General features: G+C 71.8%; 16 protein-coding genes. 2 read left to right on the top strand and 14 right to left on the bottom strand.

All coding sequences use genetic code 11. The features are described 5' to 3' along the window. Positions 1-51 precede the first annotated feature (51 nt). Both ACVFI9_RS07740 and ACVFI9_RS07735 read right to left on the bottom strand, forming a co-directional pair. Positions 52-867 carry an aminoglycoside adenylyltransferase family protein gene (locus tag ACVFI9_RS07740; RefSeq protein ID WP_474765544.1) on the bottom strand — a complete coding sequence of 272 codons (816 nt, stop codon included), beginning with the start codon at positions 865-867 and terminating at the stop codon, positions 52-54. Further along, positions 864-1,706 carry a CPBP family intramembrane glutamic endopeptidase gene (locus ACVFI9_RS07735; RefSeq protein WP_474765542.1) on the bottom strand — a complete coding sequence of 281 codons (843 nt, stop codon included), beginning with the start codon at positions 1,704-1,706 and terminating at the stop codon, positions 864-866. Before ACVFI9_RS07735 ends, ACVFI9_RS07740 begins: the two co-directional genes overlap by 4 nt. Before the next feature lie 47 nt (positions 1,707-1,753). On the opposite strand from ACVFI9_RS07735, the gene ACVFI9_RS07730 reads away from it, so the two are divergent. After that, positions 1,754-2,878: a M4 family metallopeptidase gene (locus ACVFI9_RS07730; RefSeq protein ID WP_474765541.1), complete on the top strand. Its 1,125-nt coding sequence runs from the start codon at positions 1,754-1,756 to the stop codon at positions 2,876-2,878. A 20-nt stretch (positions 2,879-2,898) separates the two neighbouring features. Beyond that, positions 2,899-3,225 (top strand): protealysin inhibitor emfourin, encoded by a 327-nt coding sequence (locus tag ACVFI9_RS07725; RefSeq protein WP_474765540.1) that lies wholly within the window; start codon positions 2,899-2,901, stop codon positions 3,223-3,225. Positions 3,226-3,234: 9 nt separating this feature from the next. Here the strand turns inward: ACVFI9_RS07725 and ACVFI9_RS07720 are convergent, their stop codons facing one another. From ACVFI9_RS07720 to ACVFI9_RS07665, 12 genes are all read right to left on the bottom strand, one after another. Beyond that, positions 3,235-3,990 (bottom strand): anti-sigma factor, encoded by a 756-nt coding sequence (locus tag ACVFI9_RS07720; protein ID WP_474765539.1) that lies wholly within the window; start codon positions 3,988-3,990, stop codon positions 3,235-3,237. Then, complete coding sequence (locus ACVFI9_RS07715) at positions 3,971-4,540, bottom strand: sigma-70 family RNA polymerase sigma factor (RefSeq protein WP_474765538.1); 570 nt, start codon at positions 4,538-4,540, stop codon at positions 3,971-3,973. The genes ACVFI9_RS07720 and ACVFI9_RS07715 overlap by 20 nt, the downstream gene beginning before the upstream one ends. Positions 4,541-4,648: 108 nt before the next feature. Then, positions 4,649-5,326: a class F sortase gene (locus tag ACVFI9_RS07710; protein WP_474765537.1), complete on the bottom strand. Its 678-nt coding sequence runs from the start codon at positions 5,324-5,326 to the stop codon at positions 4,649-4,651. Between the two features lie 5 nt (positions 5,327-5,331). Beyond that, positions 5,332-6,177: a DUF4397 domain-containing protein gene (locus ACVFI9_RS07705; RefSeq protein WP_474765536.1), complete on the bottom strand. Its 846-nt coding sequence runs from the start codon at positions 6,175-6,177 to the stop codon at positions 5,332-5,334. A gap of 99 nt (positions 6,178-6,276) precedes the next feature. After that, positions 6,277-8,610, bottom strand: coding sequence for an FdhF/YdeP family oxidoreductase (locus ACVFI9_RS07700; protein ID WP_474765535.1), 2,334 nt, complete (start codon positions 8,608-8,610; stop codon positions 6,277-6,279). Further along, positions 8,607-9,464 (bottom strand): formate dehydrogenase accessory sulfurtransferase FdhD, encoded by an 858-nt coding sequence (gene fdhD, locus ACVFI9_RS07695; protein WP_474765534.1) that lies wholly within the window; start codon positions 9,462-9,464, stop codon positions 8,607-8,609. The genes ACVFI9_RS07700 and fdhD overlap by 4 nt, the downstream gene beginning before the upstream one ends. A gap of 4 nt (positions 9,465-9,468) precedes the next feature. Further along, complete coding sequence (locus tag ACVFI9_RS07690; protein ID WP_474765532.1) at positions 9,469-10,155, bottom strand: lysoplasmalogenase; 687 nt, start codon at positions 10,153-10,155, stop codon at positions 9,469-9,471. 134 nt (positions 10,156-10,289) lie between these two features. After that, the gene (locus ACVFI9_RS07685; RefSeq protein ID WP_474765531.1) at positions 10,290-10,661 is read right to left on the bottom strand and encodes an FKBP-type peptidyl-prolyl cis-trans isomerase; all 372 of its coding nucleotides are present in this window, start codon (positions 10,659-10,661) and stop codon (positions 10,290-10,292) included. A gap of 268 nt (positions 10,662-10,929) precedes the next feature. Further along, a complete protein-coding gene (exaC, locus tag ACVFI9_RS07680; RefSeq protein WP_474765530.1) occupies positions 10,930-12,453 on the bottom strand; it encodes an acetaldehyde dehydrogenase ExaC in 1,524 nt (507 codons plus the stop codon). Between the two features lie 127 nt (positions 12,454-12,580). After that, positions 12,581-13,873, bottom strand: a complete 1,293-nt coding sequence (locus tag ACVFI9_RS07675) for a GAF domain-containing protein (protein ID WP_474765529.1) — start codon at positions 13,871-13,873, stop codon at positions 12,581-12,583. A gap of 66 nt (positions 13,874-13,939) precedes the next feature. Continuing rightward, on the bottom strand, positions 13,940-15,097 hold the full coding sequence (locus tag ACVFI9_RS07670) for a PrsW family intramembrane metalloprotease (RefSeq protein WP_474765528.1): 1,158 nt from the start codon (positions 15,095-15,097) through the stop codon (positions 13,940-13,942). Positions 15,098-15,146: 49 nt separating this feature from the next. Then, positions 15,147-16,544, bottom strand: a complete 1,398-nt coding sequence (locus ACVFI9_RS07665; RefSeq protein WP_474765527.1) for an FAD-binding oxidoreductase — start codon at positions 16,542-16,544, stop codon at positions 15,147-15,149. Positions 16,545-16,571 lie beyond the last annotated feature (27 nt).

The following is a 16,571-nucleotide window of genomic DNA, read 5'->3' as shown; positions in this document are numbered from 1 at the left end:
CGTGCCGCCGCGGTTCGAGTCTGGCAGATGCGACCGACGCGAGAGCCCCACTCAGCCGCGCACCCGCGCCGCGAGTTCCGTTGCGGCCGCCGCAGCGAGGTCGCCGCGCTCGTCCCACCGATCGTCGGCATCACCGAGATAGCCTGCGCGAGCGCTTCGCAAGGCGGAGGCCGCCGCGCCCGTACCCTCCCCCGCTTCATCGAGCCGCTCGATCGCCCACGCCGCCGCGGCATCCTTCGCGAGGAGATCGCCGGTCTCGAGCGTCGCCCACATTCGGGCAAGCGTGAGCAGCACATTGCGCTCGTCGCCCACGAGGTCGTCGAGCAGCGCGGGCAGGGACGCATGGATGCCGCGGCGCACGTCGGCGGCGGGCACCGGCTCGAGCACGTCCGCGAGCCGCCGGCCGCGCAGGAGGCGGTGCGCTCTCAGTGCTTGCGTGAGCAGGATCGCGAGATCAGGGTCGTCGGCGGGCGGCGGAATCGTGCCGGCGGCCAGCTCGTCGCGGAGCCACTCGCCGTACTGCAGCTGGCGCCGGGGCGGGAACCGCCACGGCACGACGTCGTCGAGTGCCACGACGGTGAGCTCCACCGGACGCCCGGGCACCACGGTGGCGCGCCGCCCCGAGATCGGCAGCAGGCCATCGACGAGCTCGCGCACCTCGGCGGCGCCCAGCGACGAAGGCACGACGACGAGCAGGTCGAGGTCGCTGTCGGGGCGCAATCCGCCGGCCGCAGCCGACCCGTACAGCACCGCCGACACCACCCGGTCACCGAGCACCCGGTCGACCACGTCGAGGACCCGGTCGAGTTGCACGGCGTCGGCATACGAGCGATCGTCGGCTCGCGGCATCCGCTCGCCCTCGCTCACGTCGGCACGAACGGGAAGATCGCCGGCCAGCCGTTGTGCGCGTACACGATGACCGCGAACACGATCGCGTCGAAGAGCAGGTGCACGACGAGCACGTACGTGAGCGACTTCGTGAGCTTGAACGTGTAGCCCTGGATGAGCGCGAACGGGATCGTGAGCAGCGGTCCCCACGACTGGTAGCCGAGTTCCCACAGGAACGACACGAACACGACCGCCTGCAGCAGGTTCGCCTGCCACGTCGGGAAGTGCCGCCGCAGCAGCGCGAAGACGGTGCAGATGAAGAACAGCTCGTCCCACGTCCCGACCGCGTTGACGCCGATGAACAGGCGGATGATCTCGTCTGGCGCGGTCACGGTCGGCCAGTTCTGGTAGACGCCCGAGGTGATGAAGTAGAACGGCAGGATGACCCATCCGGCCGTGATGACCGAGACGACGTAGATCCACTGCGTGCGCGTCCAGCGGCGACCAGTGCGCCACGGGAATCGGATGACCCGATCGCCGTAGACGTACCGCGAGATGAGGTACGGCACCGCGACGGCCGAGCCGAGCACCACGGCGAACCGCGCCATGCTCGGGTAGCTGATGTCGGCTCGCAGCGAGATGGTCGAGATGATCACCTGGCCGAGCGCGATGAGCGCGAGATCGGCGAGCAGCCGGCTCGTGCGGCCCGAGCGATCGGTGAGCCACGCGGCGAGGAGGCCGGCCGCGAGCATGAGGTACCCCGGAACCAGCAGGATGAATCCGAACAGCAGCACGGCCGCGCCGCACACCAGTGCCGCCGGCACGAGGCCGATCGGGTGGGTGCGCACGTCGGCCGGGGCTGCGAGCGTAGCGGACACCCCCTCAGCTTCGCATGGCTGTCGGCAGATCATGCCACGATCGATGCATGACGCGGATGCTCCCGCCCTCACTCCATCCGCCGCGGCACGCGGCGATCGTGCCGCCGTACCTGCTCGCCCGCATCGCGGCGAGCGATGACCCGCGGTTCGACGTCGCGGCCGACGCCGCACGCCGTTCGCTCGTGCGCGACTGGTCGATGCTCGAGTGGCGCATCCCGGGTGAACCGCCGTCGTTCGTCATCAGCGACCACGCCGCGCGCGACGAACGGCCGGCAGCGGCTCCGGGCACGGCACCGCAACCCGACCGCCGCATCTCCGACGCCGAGAACACCGACGCGCTTCCCGGCCGGCTCGTACGTCGTGAGGGCCAGCCCGACACGGGCGACCAGGCGGTCGACCAGGCCTACGACGGGCTCGGCGACACGTTCGAGCTGTTCGCGCGGGTCTTCGCCCGCGACTCCATCGACGACGCCGGCATGCCGCTCGAGGCCACCGTGCACTTCGGCGACCACTACGACAACGCCTTCTGGGACGGCGAGCGCATGGTGTTCGGCGATGGCGACGGCGAGATCTTCCTCGGGTTCACCAGCTCGCTCAGCGTCATCGGCCACGAGCTCGCGCACGGTGTCACCGAGCGCACCGCCAAACTGCGATACCAGGGGCAGTCGGGCGCCCTCAACGAGCACGTCTCCGACGTCTTCGGCGCGCTCGTCGAGCAGTACTCCACGGGGCAGGACGCGGAGTCGGCGACCTGGCTCATCGGCGAGGGCGTCTTCACCGAGGCCGTCGAGGGTCGGGCCATCCGATCCATGATCGAACCGGGCACCGCCTACGACGACGACGTGCTCGGCCGCGATCCGCAACCCGCGCACTTCGACCGCTACATCCACACCGACGAGGACAACGGCGGCGTGCACCTCAACTCCGGCATCCCCAACCGCGCGTTCGCGCTCGCCTCGGTCGAGCTCGGCGGGTTCGCGTGGGAGCACACCGGACGCATCTGGTACGACGTGCTCACGTCCGGACGGCTTCGCCCGACCAGCGACTTCCGCGCCTTCGCGCGCGAGATCGTCGGGGCCGCGAACGAGCGCTACGGCAGCACCTCGCGCGAGGCGCGCGCCATCGCCGGCGGTTGGGCCGAGGTCGGACTCGGAGTGGCGCCGCTCGAGTAGCGCCGGAGTACCATCACGACATGGACGTCATCGTGTCGCGGAGCGGCGGCCTGGCGGGGCTCCGGCTCGTCTGGCACGTCCACGTCGACGAGCAACCCGACCGCGACGAGTGGTACCTGTTGATCAGGCAGATCCCCTGGGAGCAGCCGCCGCCCGTTCCGCCCGAGCCCGACCGGTACATCTACCGCATCCGCTGCGATCCGTACGAGACGACCCTCGCCGAACGCCAGCTCACCGGCCCGTGGCGCACGCTCGTGAAACGCGTCCAGGACACGGCCGAGCCCGAACGTGCGCGACCCGGTGGCGACTCCGACCGCGGGGTCGTCCGACACGACCGCGACGACTGACGCCCGCGTTCACGTCTCGTCGTCGTGCAGCTCGCCGCGCACGATCGAGTCGCCCGAGTGCGCGGGCTCGCCGTCGAGCGGTTCCGCCGAGACATCCACGATCGGGAACTCCGCGAGGTCGACCCCGCTCGGCACGACGAACCGACCGGATGTCCCGTCGAGCAGGCCGAGGCTCACGAGCCCGGACGCATCCGACCGGATCAGCCACACCTCCCGCACCGATCCCGACGGCACGGTCGCGTCGAGGTCGACCACGATCGACCGGGCGCCGTCGGCATCCTCCTCGACGAGGGCCTCGCCGCTCGCCTCCCAGCCCGGGAACGGGTCGAGTTCGGCCCGGGCGAGCACGGTCTGCGGCGGCGGCGACCCGGGGCGCGCGATGCCGAAGCCGATGGCCACGCCGGCGAGGATGCCCACGACGGCCGCGGCGAGCGCGAACGTCCACCACTTGGCGCCGGTGCCGCCGCCACGACGTGGAGACGGCTCGTGGCGGGACGTTTCCGCCTGCGCCGACGCTGCGAGCGGATCCGCCTCGAGCGCGCGATCCAGCCCGAGCTCGGAATGGATGCCCGCCCACACCGCCTCCGACGGGAGGTCGTCTCCGTGCTCGGGCACGCCGCCGCGGCCGAGGGCCGCCGTGTGGGCGTACGCCTCGTACTCGGCGAGGCACTCGGCGCACGCATCGAGATGGTCGCGCACGGCCGCGTCGGGCTCCTGCCCTTCGAGGGCGATGACGGCGAGTTCGTCAGGCTCGATGTGCCCCATCGTCCACCTCCCATCGGGTGCGCATGCGCATCAGGCTACGTCGGATATGGCTCTTCACCGTGCCGACCGGCAGGTCGAGCGTCTCGGCGATCTCGGTGTGGCTCAGCTGGTCGAAGAACGCGAGTCGCATGACCCGCTGCGGCACGGGCTCGAGGCGATCGAGCTCTTCGGCGACCATCGCGCGTTCGGCCAGGTCGTCGTGTTGGACGGGGGGCGAGGCGATGGCCTCGGCAGTGAGGGTGTCGCCAAGGCGTGCCCGCTTCGAGCGCGCCTCGTGTGCGTCGGCGATCCGGTGCCGGGTGATGCCCACGATCCAGGCACCGAGTGCCGACTTCGACGGGTCGAACCCGGCGCGTCCGCGCCACGCCGAGATGAACACCTGCTGCGTGACGTCCTCGGCGTCCGACCGATCGCCGAGCGAGCGCAGGGCGAGCCGGAACACGAGCGCACCCCAGCGCGCATACGCGTCACGGAGCGCCGCCTCCTCGCCCGCCCGGAAGCCGGCGACGAGCGCCTCGTCGTCGGAGGGTCGCGGGTCAGCAGCAGTCACCTCGCGCCAGCCACCCCTTCGTCGACCGTCGATCCGTCCGCGGGGAACCGGGAGGGCCGGCAGCGGCCGGATCATTTCCATCGTCTCGATCAGCATAGCCATCACCCATCACCCGACCGGTGTCGCGGTCACGATGACGTTGCTGAGGTAGCGGCGGGCGTCGTCATCGAATTCGCCCCCGCACGTGACGAGCGTCAGCCGAGCGCTGCCGTCGCGCGCGAACGTGTCGGTCCAGTCCACCGACTCCTTCGGCAGCACGGCCGTGGACTGGAACGCATACGCGTGCACCACGCCGTCGGCCGTGGTGACCTCGACGCGGGTGCCGGCCGGCGCGCCCGCCAGCCGGGAGAACGGCCCGATGTCGTAGACCGCCGAGTCCACGTGCGCGGCGACCACGGTCGAGCCGGTCGCGTCGCCCGGCGCCGAGCCGAAGCGGTACCACGCCGCGATCTTCGGATCGGCCGGAAGTCCCATGCGGCCCTGGTCGTCGAGCCCCACGGCCTCGATGGGAACGTCGATGCCGAGGTCGGGCACGACGAGCCGCACGGGCGCGGGCGCCGACAGCGCCGGGCGGTCGGCGAGCGCGGCCGAGGTGCGCGGGATGTCGGGAACGGCCGGGGTCGCGGGCGTCGGCGCCGAAGCCGGTGTGGATGCCGCATCCTGCGCGCCGCCCGCCTGCCCCGCGCCCGTCGCCACCGTGCACCCCGCCAGCGCCGCGAGCACGAGCACGGCGAGGGCCGCGATCGGGGCCCCCACGACCCCGCTCGCGACCCTCGCCCGGAGCATCCCGATCAGCGCTCCGCCCGAGCCGCCGCCCGGCGACGCGACACGCCCAGGAGGAGTGCGGCCGCGGCGAGCAGCGTGCCCCCGATCACGGCAGCCCACACCGGCGCGCCGGACTCGGGTCCATTGGTGGCGACGAGGCCGGCCGAGCCCGCGGGAACGCCGTCGGGGCTGGAGTGCATGCCCGCGACCGCGACGGTCTGCACGGCGAGGGCGAGGTTGTCGTCCTCGAGGCTGCCCCACGCGTAGACGATGGTGTTGGCGCCCTCGGCGACCTCGACGTCTGCCGGCTCGAGCACCGGCTCGGTCGTGCCGGTCGCGGCGACCGCCGCCGAGACGGTGCCGGCCGCGAGGTCGAGCTTCGCCTCCTGCGGGTTCGCGAGCGCCGTGATCACGGGGCTGCCGCCCGCGAGCACGTCAACGGCCGGGGCCGCGGCGACGTGGCGCACGGTCAGCCGGCCCTGACCGGCGGCGAGCTGCGACGTGTCGTTGGTGAACAGCGTCGCGGTCGGGTCGCCTGCCTCGTTCAGGTGAGCGACGGCCGTGTAGTTCACGCCGCCCTCGAGCGGCAGGTCGATCGGGCCGATCGCGGGCGACGAGGCATCCGTCGCGTCCGACGCCGTGATCGCGACGGTGTAGGTGCCGGCCGGCAGCTCGAGCGGACCGGCGAGGTCGCCGGGCTCGAAGTCGTCGAGCGTGAGTTCGTCGTTGACGTAGACGTCGACCGTGAGGCCGGGCACGCCGTGCAGCACCGAGAGCATGGCGGCGTCGGTCGGTGCGGCGTTCGCGGGCGCTGCGCCGGCGAATGCCACGAGTGCGCCGGCGCCGAGCGCGGCGACGATGGTCTTCTTCATGGTGTCCTCCAGATCCGGCCCACGAGGGGCGGTGAATTGCCTTCACCACCTGTTTCCGGAGAATCCATGCAAACGGATGCATCGCATCCGAACTTTCTTCTAACGCGACATGCGCGCCCCCACCGGCTCGGAATCCGCCGGCTTCGCGGCCACCGGTTCCAGCCGTACGATCACGGCCTTCGAGACCGGCGTGTTGCTGCCGATCGCCGTGCTCGAGAGCGACACGAGCACGTTCGCCTCGGGGAAGTACGCGGCCGCGCATCCGCGGGCCGTCGGATATGCGACGATGCGCTGGTTCGGCAGCACGCGATCGGGCTCGCCCGGCCACTCGCTGACCACGTGGACGCGCTCGCCGTCGGCGAGGCCCAGGTCGGCGAGGTCGTCGGGGTTCACGAACACCACGTCGCGGCCCTTCTTGATGCCGCGATACCGGTCGTTGAGGCTGTACACCGTGGTGTTGAACTGGTCGTGCGACCGCAGCGTCTGCAGGATGAGCCGACCGGGCGGGCACTCGATGGCCTCGAGCGCGTTCACGCTGAACTGAGCCTTGCCCGTCGCGGTGCGGAAGGTGCGCGAGTCGCGCGGCCCGTTCGGCAGCACGAAGCCGTCGCGGCGGCGCACGTCCTCGTTGTACCGCTCGAACCCGGGGATGACCCGGCTGATGTGGTCGCGGATGACGTCGTAGTCGCGCTCCATGCCGGTCCAGTCGATGCCGGTCGAGTCGCCGAGCGTCGCGCGCGCCATGCCGGCCACGATCGCGATCTCGCTGCGCACCTCGTCGGAGATCGGCGGGATGCTGCCGTGCGACGCGTGCACCGCGCACACGGTGTCCTCGACCGAGACGAACTGCGGCCCCGTCTCCTGCAGGTCGACCTCGGTGCGACCGAGCGTCGGCAGGATGAGCGCCTCCCTCCCGGTGACCACGTGCGACCGGTTGAGCTTCGTCGAGATCTGCACGGTGAGGTCGGCGCTCCGCATGGCGGCCTCGGCGGCCGCGGTGTCGGAGATGGCGCCGACGAAGTTGCCGCCGAGCGCGATGAACACCTTCACCCGGCCCTCGCGCATGGCCTGCAGTGCGTCGACCGCGTCGAGCCCGTGCTTCCGCGGCGGCTCGAAGGAGAACTCGCGCCCGAGGGCGTCCATGAACGTGTCGGGCATCTTCTCCCAGATGCCCATCGTGCGGTCGCCCTGCACGTTCGAGTGCCCGCGGATCGGCGACGCGCCGGCGCCCGGCTTGCCGATGTTGCCGCGCAGGAGCAGGAGGTTCACGATCTCCTTGATCGTGTCGACCGCGCGGCGCTGCTGCGTGAGGCCCATGGCCCACGTGATGATCACCCGGTCGGCCGCGAGATATCGTGCCGCGAGCTCGTCGATCGCGCCCGACGTGAGCCCCGTCGCCGCGAGCACCTCGGCCTCGTCGAGGTCGGCGAGCCCCTCGGCGAACGCCTCGAAGCCCGCGGTGTGCTCGGCGAGGAACGCATGGTCGAGCACCGTTCCGGGCGCGGCCGCCTCGGCGTCGAGCACGCGCTTCGACACCGCCTGCAGCAGGGCCAGGTCGCCACCCGATCGGATCTGCAGGTGCTGATCGGCGATCGGGGTGCCCTTGCCGATGACACCGCGCACCTTCTGCGGGTTCTTGTACCGGATGAGCCCGGCCTCGGGCAGCGGGTTCACCGCGACGATCGAGCCGCCGTTGCGCTTGGTGACCTCCAGCGCCGAGAGCATGCGCGGATGGTTCGTGCCCGGGTTCTGCCCCATCACGATCACGAGGTCGGCCTTGCCGAAGTCGTCGTAGGTGACGGTCGACTTGCCGACGCCGAGCACCTCGCCCATCGCCGTGCCGGTCGACTCGTGGCACATGTTCGAGCAGTCGGGCAGGTTGTTCGTGCCGAACGCGCGCACGAACAGCTGGTAGAGGAACGCCGTCTCGTTCGCGGTGCGCCCGCTCGTGTAGAACGCCGCCTCGTCGGGCGAATCGAGCCCGCGCAGCCGCTCGCCGATGAGCTCGAACGCGACATCCCAGCCGATCGGCTCGTACACGTCGCTGCCCGCCGCCTTGTACACGGGCTCGATGAGACGACCCTGCTGGCCGAGCCAGTACTCCGTGGCATCCTGCAGCGACGACACCGGATGCTCCGGCCAGAACGATCGCTCCACCTTCACGGGGGTGGCCTCCCAGGTGACGGCCTTGGCGCCGTTCTCGCAGAACTCCAGCTTGTTGCGGTCGCCCGGGTCGGGCCACGCGCAGCTCATGCAGTCGAAGCCGTCCTTCTGGTTGATGTCGAGCAGGAGGCGTGCGGCGCGCGCCGGCCCGAGCGCCCGGATCGTCGTGTCGAGCGTGCGGACGATCGCCTCGGGGCCGACGGCCTCGTGCTTCGGGTGCCCGACCTCGAGGTCGGGGTACTCGGCGTGCTGGGGAATCTGCTTGGTCATGCGCGCACCTCCACTGCGGCGTTGGCGGACTGCATCCGCTGATCTCCGGCGTAGACGACGAGGGATGCCCCTCGCACGAAGCCCGCGAGGGTCATGCCGACCTCGTTCGCGAGGTCGACGGCGAGCGACGACGGGGCCGACACCGCGGCCATCGCCGGGATGCCCGCCATCGAGGCCTTCTGCGCGAGCTCGAAGCCCGCCCGGCCCGAGACGACGAGCACGGTGCCGCGCAGCGGCAACAGGTCGTGCTGCAGCGCCCAGCCGACGACCTTGTCGACGGCGTTGTGGCGGCCGACGTCTTCACGCACGACGAGGAGCTCGTCGCGTTCGACATCGACGAGCGCGGCGGCGTGCAGGCCACCCGTGCGTGCGAACACCGCCTGCGCGTCGCGCATGCGGTCGGGAAGCCCCGCGAGCCACGCCGGGTCGAGGCGCACCGGGTCGTCGGCGACGTCGAACGCCGACTTCGAGCGCACGGCGTCGATCGAGTCCTTGCCGCAGAGCCCGCACGCACTCGTCATGATGAGCGCGTGCTGGGCGGATGCCGCGGGCGGAGCCACGCCCGGTGCGAGCGCGACGTCCACCACGTTGTACTCCCCCGAACCCTCGAGCGGGTCGCCGGCGCAGTGGCGGGCACCGAGCACGTCGTCGCGCCGGCGCAGCACGCCCTCGGAGACGAGCAGGCCCAGCGCGAGTTCGACGTCGTGCCCGGGCGTGCGCATCGTCACCGCGAGCGCCGTGCCGCCGACGCGGACCTCGAGCGGCTCCTCGACCGTGAGTTCGTCCTCGCGCCGCGACGTGCGCTCCCCGAGCGTGTAGCGGGCGACGCGGCGACGTGCCGTGATGCGTGACATGGGATCACCACCGTTCCGTGCGAAGCGTGCGCAGCACTCCGGCCGCGATGAGGCCCTGCGCCGCGACGTAGCTCGACATCACGACGAGGTCGTGCAGGGCGAAGTCGTAGCCCGGCAGGAAGCGTCCGAGACCCAGCACCGAGTCGGAGAGCACGAACAGCGCGCCGCCGGCGGCGACGAGCGGGCCGTGCCACGCCGAGGCCGCCGCCATGCCGCCGAGCACGAGGCCGTACAGGGCGACGGGCACGAGGAGCGCGCCCGTGTGAGGGCCGAGGAGCGCGAGGAACACCACGTACCAGGCGAGGTAGACGAGCGTCCACGCGGGCGGTCGACGCGCGGCCCGGGGCATCCGGAGGAAGACCCCGATGTAGACGACGTGCGCGCCGAGGAAGCAGCCGAGCCCCACCACGAAGGCGATCGGACCCGGGAAGGAGAGGGCGATGTCGCCCGCCCAGGAGAACGCGATCGCGAGCACGAGGTATCGGAGCGTGGCATCCGCCAGCGGACGTGCCACGATCACGACGGCCAGCACGAGCAGGGGCATGAGCAGCGCCTTCGTGGCCGTGACCGCCCAGCCGGGCCCCGTCGCCAGGATCACGAGATGCACCACTCCGACGACGACGTACGGCGCGAACGCCGCGAACACCGGTCGAGTGGAGCTGCTGCGCGTGGGCGCACTGGTCTGGGTCACGTCGTCGTGCCTCTCGGGATAGGTATTCCGATGCTAACCCCTGCGAGGGCCCTCGACGCCGCCGTCATCCACTGCGTGGAAACGCCGAAGGCCGCCGGAATCCCGGCGGCCTCCTCGTGGGCGAATGGCGGAACTCAGCTCACGCCGAGCAGGTCGATCACGAAGATGAGCGTCTTGCCCGAGAGCTGGTGTCCGCCGCCGGCGGGGCCGTAGGCCTTCTGGGGCGGGACGGTGAGCTTGCGGCGGCCGCCGACCTTCATGCCGGGGATGCCCTCCTGCCAGCCGGCGATGAGCGCCTGCAGCGGGAAGTTGATCGACTGCCCGCGGCTCCACGACGAGTCGAACTCCTCGCCCGTCTCGTACTCGACGCCGAGGTAGTGCACGTCGACGGTCGAGCCGGGCTTCGCCTCGGCGCCGGTGCCCTCGACGACGTCCTCGATGACGAGATCTGCCGGGGCGGGACCCTCGGGAGCGTCGACCTCGGGCTTGCTGTTGGTGTCAGTCATGCGTTCCATCCAAACCGACGCGGGCCGCAGGGACAACCGTCCACCACGCTCTTGCGCTGACTGCGAACAGCCTGCACGCTGGAATCCGAGAACTCGTCGCCTGGTAGAGATGTCGGCAGTGCCACACCACAGGGCGGCGAGTCTCTTTGTGTGCGGAGCGGCCACCGCCGCGGGTGCGAGTTCCACCCGCGACGACGACCCGCCGCCGATCGTCACGGACGCGATGACCCTGCGAGCCGGGCGATCCGGGGACATCCGTCCGCCCCGATCAGAAGAACCCGAGCGGATTCTCGCCGTAGCTGACGAGGAGATTCTTCGTCTGCTGGTAGTGGTCGAGCGCCTGCTTGTTGTTCTCACGGCCGATGCCCGAGGACTTGTAGCCGCCGAACGCCGCGCCCGCCGGGTACGCGTGGTAGTTGTTCACCCACACGCGGCCGGCCTGGATGTCGCGGCCGGCTCGATAGGCCTCGTTGCCGTTGCGGCTCCAGACGCCCGCGCCGAGCCCGTAGAGCGTGTCGTTGGCGATGTGGATGGCGTCGTCGTAGTCGCGGAAGCTCGTGACGGCGACGACCGGGCCGAAGATCTCCTCCTGGAACAGCCGCATGCGGTTCTGCCCCTCGAAGATCGTCGGCGCCACGTAGTACCCCTCGCTGAGGTCGCCGCCGAGGTCGACGCGCTCGCCGCCGAGCAGCAGCTTCGCGCCCTCCTGCTTGCCGATGTCGATGTAGCTGAGGATCTTCTCGAGCTGGTCGTTCGAGGCCTGCGCGCCGACCTGCGTCTCGGTGTCGAGCGGGTTGCCCTGCTTCGCCTGCTTCGTGCGCTCGATCGCGTCGTCGAGGAACGTGTCGTAGATCGACTGCTGGATGAGCGAGCGGCTCGGGCACGTGCAGACCTCGCCCTGATTGAACGCGAACAGGCTGAAACCCTCGAGCGCCTTGTCGTAGAACGAGTCGCGTCGGTCGGCGACCGACTCGAACACGATGTTCGGGCTCTTGCCGCCGAGCTCCACGGTCGACGGGATGATGTTGGCCGACGCGTACTGCAGGATGAGCCGGCCCGTCGAGGTCTCGCCGGTGAACGCGATCTTGCGGATGCGGTTCGACGACGCGAGCGGCTTGCCCGCCTCGACGCCGAAGCCGTTGACGACGTTGAGCACCCCGGCGGGCAGCAGGTCGGCGATGAGCTCGACGAGCACGAGGATCGACGTGGGCGTCTGCTCGGCCGGCTTCAGCACGACCGCATTGCCCGCGGCGAGCGCGGGAGCCAGCTTCCAGGTGGCCATGAGCAGCGGGAAGTTCCACGGGATGATCTGGCCGACGACGCCGAGGGGCTCGTCGAAGTGGTACGCCACGGTGTCCTCGTCGAGCTGCGTGAAGCTGCCCTCCTGTGCGCGGATGAGGCTCGCGAAGTACCGGAAGTGGTCGCTCGCGAGCGGCAGGTCGGCGTTCAGCGGCTCGCGGATCGACTTGCCGTTGTCCCACGTCTCGGCGACGGCGAGGAGCTCCCGATTCTCGTCGATGCGGTCGGCGATGGCATTCAGGACGGCGGCCCGGTGCGCGGCGCTCGTGCGGCCCCACGCGGGCGCGGCCCGGTGCGCGGCGTCGAGGGCCGCGTCGATGTCGGCGGCGGTGCCCCTGGCGACCTCGGTGAACGGCTTCCCGTTCACGGGCGAGATGTTCTCGAAGTAGGCGCCGCTCGCGGGCTTCACCCACTCGCCGCCGATGAAGTGCTCATAGCGCGGCTTGAAGTCGATCAGTGCCCCGGGCGTGCCGGGCGCTGCGTACACGGTCATCGTGTCTCCTCGTGACGTCGTTGTCTGGTGCCCCGCACCGCAGGCGCGGTGCGGGGGTGCTCGTCACGGTAGGCGCCGCACCGTTGCGGTCGCGTTGCCCGAACGTTGCAACCCGGTTGCAGTGCCGTCAGCGCATGGCGGCGTCGATGCGCTCGAGGTGCGCGACGACCGAGGCCCGGCGCGGCGACCGAGCCGGCAGCAGCTCGAGCGCCGCCCGCCAGAGCTCCAGGTCGTAGCGGTGCTCGTCGCGCTCGGCGAACTCGAGCAGCAGCTCGGGTGGGGCGTCCGCCAACATGGACTCCCGCATCCGGCCGGCGAGCTCCTCCCGGATCTCCACGATGCCGGGGGAACTCGACGACGGCAGCACCGGTCCGGGGTAGCGCTCCGCGGCCCGGCGCAGCGATCCCCGGCCGAGGAGGCTGGCGACGGATGCCGCGTCGAGCTCGACGTCGCGGCCGAGCCGGTACGGGCGGGACTCGAGCGGCGGCTCCCCCGCCGCCTCGAGCACGCGGCGGAGTCGCACGAGCTCCGCGCGGAGCGTCACCGGCGACGCCTCGCCCTCGTAGAGGAGCGCGGTGAGGCGTTCGGCCCCGAGGCCGCGCGGATGCCAGGCGAGGAGGGTGAGGATCTCGGCGTGCCGTGGGCTGAGCTCCTGCCCGGCCAGCCGGGGCCGGCCCTCGCCGAGCACGGTGAGGGCCGTGCGGGCGGGAACGACGGCGCGCATGCGGGAACGACGGATGGTGGTGCGAACGGCCGACTCGAGGCTCGCGATCCGCAGCTCGGCCTCCACGGCGGCGACGGTCGCCGACACGAGCGACAGGGTGTGCGGCGCGACGGCGAGGTCCGTGCCCGTGATGTCGATCACGCCGATGAGCGCACCGGTCGCGGGGTCGTGCACGGGCGCCGCCGTGCAGCTCCACGGGTGCACGATGCGGTTGTAGTGCTCGGCGCCCCGGATCTGCACGGCGCGGTCGAGCTCGAGCGCGGTGCCCGGTGCGCTCGTGCCGATGCTCGCCTCCGACCAGTCGGCGCCCGCGACGAAGAGCATGTCCTCGGCACGACGGCGCAGCGCCGGGTCGCCCTCCACCCACAGCAGTCGCCCGTGCGCGTCGCCGACCGCGACGACGAGGCCCGCGTCATCCGCCCCGTCGACGAGGAGCCGGCGGATGACCGGCATGACCGGGGCCAGGGCGTGCGAGGCGCGGTAGCGGTGGAACGCGTCCTCGTCGAGCTCGATGCGCGGCAGCGCACGGTCGGGGTCGATGGCGCCGCGGATCGCGCGCTCCCATGAGTCGCGGACGACGGGACGCAGGCTCAACGGCACCTCGCCCGTCTCGATGGCGTCCTGCTGGGCGCGCAGCAGGCGCTCGCGCAGCGTGCTCGCGTCGCCCCACTGCGGATGCCGCCCCGGCACGGACATGCCGTCTCCGATCGCCGTCGATTCAGGATGCGGACATCATAGCCGTGGCATCCCGATGCCCCATGTTCAGCGCAGCAACGCGGCCCGGTCGGCCGTCACGGCGGTGAGCAGTGCGTGTTCGTCGGCCGCGGCCCGGCTGCCGCCACGGCCGGTGACGAGCCGGTGACGTGTGAAGGCCAGGTGCGTGGCATCCGCGATCAGCTTGCGCATCGCGGCGGTGCGCGACGGCGTCTGCGCGCGTGCCCACGCCACGGCCTGACGGCGCCCGGCGGGCGTCGCGAGCATCTCGACCTCGGCGGGGCTGAACCAGCCGGCCGCGCCGTACTCCGCGAGGCGCGCACGCGTGACCCGCATCTCCTCACGTCGCAGGAACCAGGTGATCAGGATGAAGCCGATGAAGATCGGCACCTGCACCGTGAAGTAGAGGCCGATGGCGTCGCTCGCGAACGCGAGCGAGCCGTTCCAGAAGCCGTGCAGCAGCACGGCCGCGATGAGGCCGAGGAGGAACCATCCGAGCACGCCGACGCGGCCGCCGCGACGCGCGCCGATGCCGAGGGCGAGCCCCGTGCAAGCCGTGAACAGCACGTGCGCGAACGGCGAGAACAGGCCGCGCACGACGAACGTCGCGCCGAGTCCGGCGGCACCGCCCTCGGCGAGCGAGGCCCCGAAGTAGAGGATGTTCTCGGTGAAGGCGAACCCGGCCGCGACCGTGGCCCCGTATACGAGCCCGTCGACCGGGCCGTCGAAGTGGGAGCGCCGGAAGGCGAAGATCAGGAGCACCCCGATGCCCTTGGCCAGCTCCTCGACGATCGGCGCCTGGACGACCGCCTGCATGGCGTCGTCGGGCCCGCCGGATGCCGCGAAGGCGAGCGCGAGCTGCACGCCGAGGTCGACGACGAGGGCGACCGCGACCGACACCGCCGCGCCCCAGAGGAACGCGAACCAGAGGGCCCACCTCGGCTCGGGCTCCCAGCGGTCGACCCAGCGCACGGCGAGCAGCACGATCATGAGCGGCACGAGCGCGAGCAGCGAGCCGATGACGAGGGCCGACACCCCGAGGCCGAGGGCGAGGTAGCCGATCACGAGCAGGCCGACGACGCCGGCGAGCACGATGCCGACCGCGGCGAACGCGCCTCCACCGACTCGGGAACGCGGCGGTGGCGCCGACCAGATCGGCGGGGCCGGCGACGGGTTGGGTGCCGGCGACGACTGCGGAGTGCTCACTCGCGCAGCATATCGATCCCGGCCGTCAGCGGGCGTCCGGCGGACCGCGTCAGCGGTCGGATGCCTCGAACATCACGCCCGGATTCAGGATGCCCGTCGGGTCGAAGAGCGCCTTGATGCCGCGCTGCAGCTCGAACGAGTCGTCGCCGAGCTCATCGGCGAGCCAGCGGCGCTTGAGGACGCCGACGCCGTGCTCGCCCGTGAGCGTGCCGCCCAGCGCGACCGCGGTGCGGAACATGTCATCGGCCGCGGCCCAGACCTCCGCCGGCACCTCGTCGCCCGTGAACACGAAGTTCGGGTGCAGGTTGCCGTCGCCCGCGTGGGCGATCGTGGGGATCTCGATGCCGTACCGGCGGCCGATCTCGTCGATCGCGCGGAACATCTCGGGCAGCCGCGAGCGCGGCACGGCGACATCTTCAATGAGCACCTGGCCCGAGGCGGCGAGCGCCGGGTGCATGGCCCGGCGGATGTCGAGGAGGCGCTCGCCGTCCGCGGCATCCGCCGATCGCGAGACCCGGCCCCCTGCCGCGGCGAAGACCTCGGCGATGCGGTCGGCTTCGACGCCGGCGCCGTCGGCGTCGCTCTGCGCGAGCAGGAACGTCTCGCCCGGGGTGATGTGCTCGATGGGGGTGCCCGCGATGCCGTCGGGCCCGAGGTGGGCGACGACGCGGGCGAGCCCGGCCGCGTCGATGAGCTCGAGCACGGCGGGCCGGATGCGCGCGGCGGTGACGGCGGCGGATGCCGCGGCGGCGGCCTCGACGTCGGGGAACGCGGCGGCGACCGTGACGACCTCGCCCCGGGCGATCGGGCGCAGGCGCACGGTCGCCTCGACGATGACGCCGAGCGTGCCCTCGGAGCCCGTCATGAGCGCGGTGAGGTCGTAGCCCGTGACGCCCTTCACGGTGCGGTGACCGGTGCGCAGGAGCCGTCCGTCGGCGAGCACGACCGCAAGGCCCAGCACGGCCTCGCGCGTCACGCCGTACTTCGCGCAGAGCAGGCCCCCCGCGTTGGTGGCGATGTTGCCGCCGATCGAGGAGATGGCGCGGCTCGCCGGGTCGGGAGCGAACCAGAGCCCGAGCGGGGCCAGCGCGTCGTTGAGGTCGCCGTTGAGCACCCCGGCCTCGACGACGGCGAGCTCGTCGGCCTCGGAGATCTCGAGGATCCGGTTCAGGCGCGACAGGTCGATCACGATCGCGCCCGGACTCGCGATGGCGCCGCCCGCGAGCCCGGTGCCCGCGCCACGCGGCACGACGGGGGTGCCGGTCTCGTGGGCGATGCGCATGACCTGCTGCACCTCGGCGACGGATGCCGCGTGCACGACCGCGAGCGGCGGCGTCGCGCCGCGCCAGCCCGAGCGGTCTTCACGGCTGGCGTCGAGCACGTCGGGATCGAGGGAGACGGATGCCCCGAGTGCGTCCTGCAGGCGGGCGAGCGTGGCGAGCGGCATCCCTCCACCCTAGCCAGATGGGCCATG

This window comes from Agromyces sp. NSFZ, from assembly GCF_056156205.1.
The sequence above is the reverse complement of the archived record's forward strand: the minus strand, read 5'-3'. Positions and strand labels throughout refer to the sequence as shown.

What these genes read in the sequence shown, in the direction of transcription:
- ACVFI9_RS07730 (WP_474765541.1), top strand. Translation starts at nt 1,754, where the DNA reads ATGACGCGGATGCTCCCGCCCTCACTCCATCCGCCGCGGCACGCGGCG.
- ACVFI9_RS07725 (WP_474765540.1), top strand. Translation starts at nt 2,899, where the DNA reads ATGGACGTCATCGTGTCGCGGAGCGGCGGCCTGGCGGGGCTCCGGCTC.
- ACVFI9_RS07720 (WP_474765539.1), bottom strand. Translation starts at nt 3,990, where the DNA reads ATGGGGCACATCGAGCCTGACGAACTCGCCGTCATCGCCCTCGAAGGG.
- ACVFI9_RS07710 (WP_474765537.1), bottom strand. Translation starts at nt 5,326, where the DNA reads ATGCTCCGGGCGAGGGTCGCGAGCGGGGTCGTGGGGGCCCCGATCGCG.
- ACVFI9_RS07705 (WP_474765536.1), bottom strand. Translation starts at nt 6,177, where the DNA reads ATGAAGAAGACCATCGTCGCCGCGCTCGGCGCCGGCGCACTCGTGGCA.
- ACVFI9_RS07700 (WP_474765535.1), bottom strand. Translation starts at nt 8,610, where the DNA reads ATGACCAAGCAGATTCCCCAGCACGCCGAGTACCCCGACCTCGAGGTC.
- fdhD (WP_474765534.1), bottom strand. Translation starts at nt 9,464, where the DNA reads ATGTCACGCATCACGGCACGTCGCCGCGTCGCCCGCTACACGCTCGGG.
- ACVFI9_RS07685 (WP_474765531.1), bottom strand. Translation starts at nt 10,661, where the DNA reads ATGACTGACACCAACAGCAAGCCCGAGGTCGACGCTCCCGAGGGTCCC.
- exaC (WP_474765530.1), bottom strand. Translation starts at nt 12,453, where the DNA reads ATGACCGTGTACGCAGCGCCCGGCACGCCCGGGGCACTGATCGACTTC.
- ACVFI9_RS07675 (WP_474765529.1), bottom strand. Translation starts at nt 13,873, where the DNA reads ATGTCCGTGCCGGGGCGGCATCCGCAGTGGGGCGACGCGAGCACGCTG.
- ACVFI9_RS07665 (WP_474765527.1), bottom strand. Translation starts at nt 16,544, where the DNA reads ATGCCGCTCGCCACGCTCGCCCGCCTGCAGGACGCACTCGGGGCATCC.